Below are 1,666 nucleotides of genomic sequence, written 5' to 3'. Positions count from 1 at the left end.
AGGAGGCGGCACGCGACGGGGTTTGTTTCCCCGCTCCTACCGAGGCTTGGATTCACGGTTTTAATGAAACCGTTAATGCCCGCGACCAAGGCCGTCTGAAACTGCCCTTAAAGTCGCATGGTTATTTGCTGGAGATTATCAGCCAGTGGCAGGGTTCGGGGGTGCCCTCTCCCCAGCCCTCTCCCACGGGGAGAGGGGGCGAAGGCGGCGCACCGTCCAAGCTGCGGCAGGGTGTGGCAGCCTTGGGCGAATGGGCAGGAGAAGATTGGGCGAAACGAGAAATCGCTTCAGGTTTTACATTGCTTGCCGCGCTCAATCTACCCAACCGACCGGCAGCGCAGGATATGCCGGTAGTTGCGGAAATTTGGTATCGGAAACTGATGGAGAAAAAAGAAATCGTCTCGCCGGAGTATGACCCGATACGGATTCAGACGGGGTTTAAGGTATTGCAGGCGGCGGAAACATGGCCGCACCCCGCCGAACTGCTCCGCAACCTGCCGCCACGGTTGATACCAAGGGCGATGCTGGCAAAGCCCGCGCCGGATAAGGAAAAAGGCCGTCAGAAAATGGCGGAAGTGAAAGATGTTTTAAACAAGAAAGGTAAGTGAAATGAAAGAGTATGTTTTTAAAATCATTGCGGAAAATGGGAAGTGTCGCGTCGAGTTGCCCGAAATCAAGATAAACGGTGAGTATCAAGCTCCCGACCTGATGGCTGCGTTGACAACGGAATTTTTAGACAGCGTATGCAGTGATGCCGCCCGAGATACGGAAGGATTTATCAAGGCTGCTGTCACTAATTTAAAAGCATTGCAACTGGCAAGACAGTTGAGAGATGCAGACCGAAAAGTAAACTAAGAAAGGAAAAAGAAAATGGCTAAAGTCATTATTACTATTAAAGATAGTACCAAAAGCTTATTTGATTTTGAAATCAAAGGATTGGGAGATGATAGTGAAAAAACTCCTGCAATCTTTGCCGGACATGCTGCAGCAGGCTATCTGAGAAAAAGGCAAACAGCACTCCACGAGAATTTTTTAAGTCAAATTTTACGAGACTTATCAGATCAAGATTAAAGGAAAACATCATGATTGAACCGCACGAGTACCGTCTATTGGACGAATATTTAGAGCAAGACTGGGATGCCTTTATCAGTTTTGCTGAAACTAAAGGATTTGAAGCAAGCGAAGTATATCAACTACTCAACAAACTGGAGGAAAAAGCAAATGGCTAAAACCCGAATCAAACAGCCCGCTATCGAAGCGGCACAAGACAAAGCGGAAGTTACTGCGTTTATCCGCAAAATTGGTGATTTGCAGCGCGAAGTCAAACGCCTGGAAACCGAAGCTGGAGACAAAAAAGCGGTCATCGAAGAAGAATATGCCGCCAAAGCCGCGCCGATGTGTGCCGAAATCATGAGCCTGACCGAACGTGTGGCCGCATACTGCGAGGCACATAAGGACGAGCTGACGGAAAACGGTAAAACCAAAACAGTGGACTTTACTACCGGCCTGATTAAATGGCGCATCCGTCCGCCATCCGTCAAGGTAACGGGCGTGGCTGCCGTCTTGGCGTGGCTCTCGGAGAAATCCGCCTTTGCCGAGTTTGTCCGCACAAAAAAGGAAATCGACAAAGATGCCATCCTGAATCAAAAAGAGCGTTTTTCAGACG

General features: G+C 49.1%; 5 protein-coding genes. All 5 read left to right on the top strand.

Annotated elements, in window-relative coordinates:
* The coding region (locus HMPREF2871_RS09835; protein WP_070629770.1) for a hypothetical protein at positions 1-608 on the top strand (608 nt) is incomplete at its 5' end.
* Position 609: 1 nt separating this feature from the next.
* Positions 610-855, top strand: a complete 246-nt coding sequence (locus HMPREF2871_RS09830; protein ID WP_049343831.1) for a hypothetical protein — start codon at positions 610-612, stop codon at positions 853-855.
* A 15-nt stretch (positions 856-870) separates the two neighbouring features.
* Positions 871-1,071: a hypothetical protein gene (locus HMPREF2871_RS09825; RefSeq protein WP_049230751.1), complete on the top strand. Its 201-nt coding sequence runs from the start codon at positions 871-873 to the stop codon at positions 1,069-1,071.
* Positions 1,072-1,082: 11 nt separating this feature from the next.
* Positions 1,083-1,229, top strand: a complete 147-nt coding sequence (locus tag HMPREF2871_RS11920) for a hypothetical protein (protein WP_168162674.1) — start codon at positions 1,083-1,085, stop codon at positions 1,227-1,229.
* The coding region (locus HMPREF2871_RS09820; protein WP_070647869.1) for a host-nuclease inhibitor Gam family protein at positions 1,222-1,666 on the top strand (445 nt) is incomplete at its 3' end. The genes HMPREF2871_RS11920 and HMPREF2871_RS09820, both read left to right, overlap by 8 nt.

The sequence above is a fragment of the Neisseria sp. HMSC067G12 genome, assembly GCF_001812725.1.
In the GTDB taxonomy this organism is placed as follows: Bacteria; Pseudomonadota; Gammaproteobacteria; order Burkholderiales; family Neisseriaceae; genus Neisseria; species Neisseria perflava.
The sequence above is the reverse complement of the archived record's forward strand: the minus strand, read 5'-3'. Positions and strand labels throughout refer to the sequence as shown.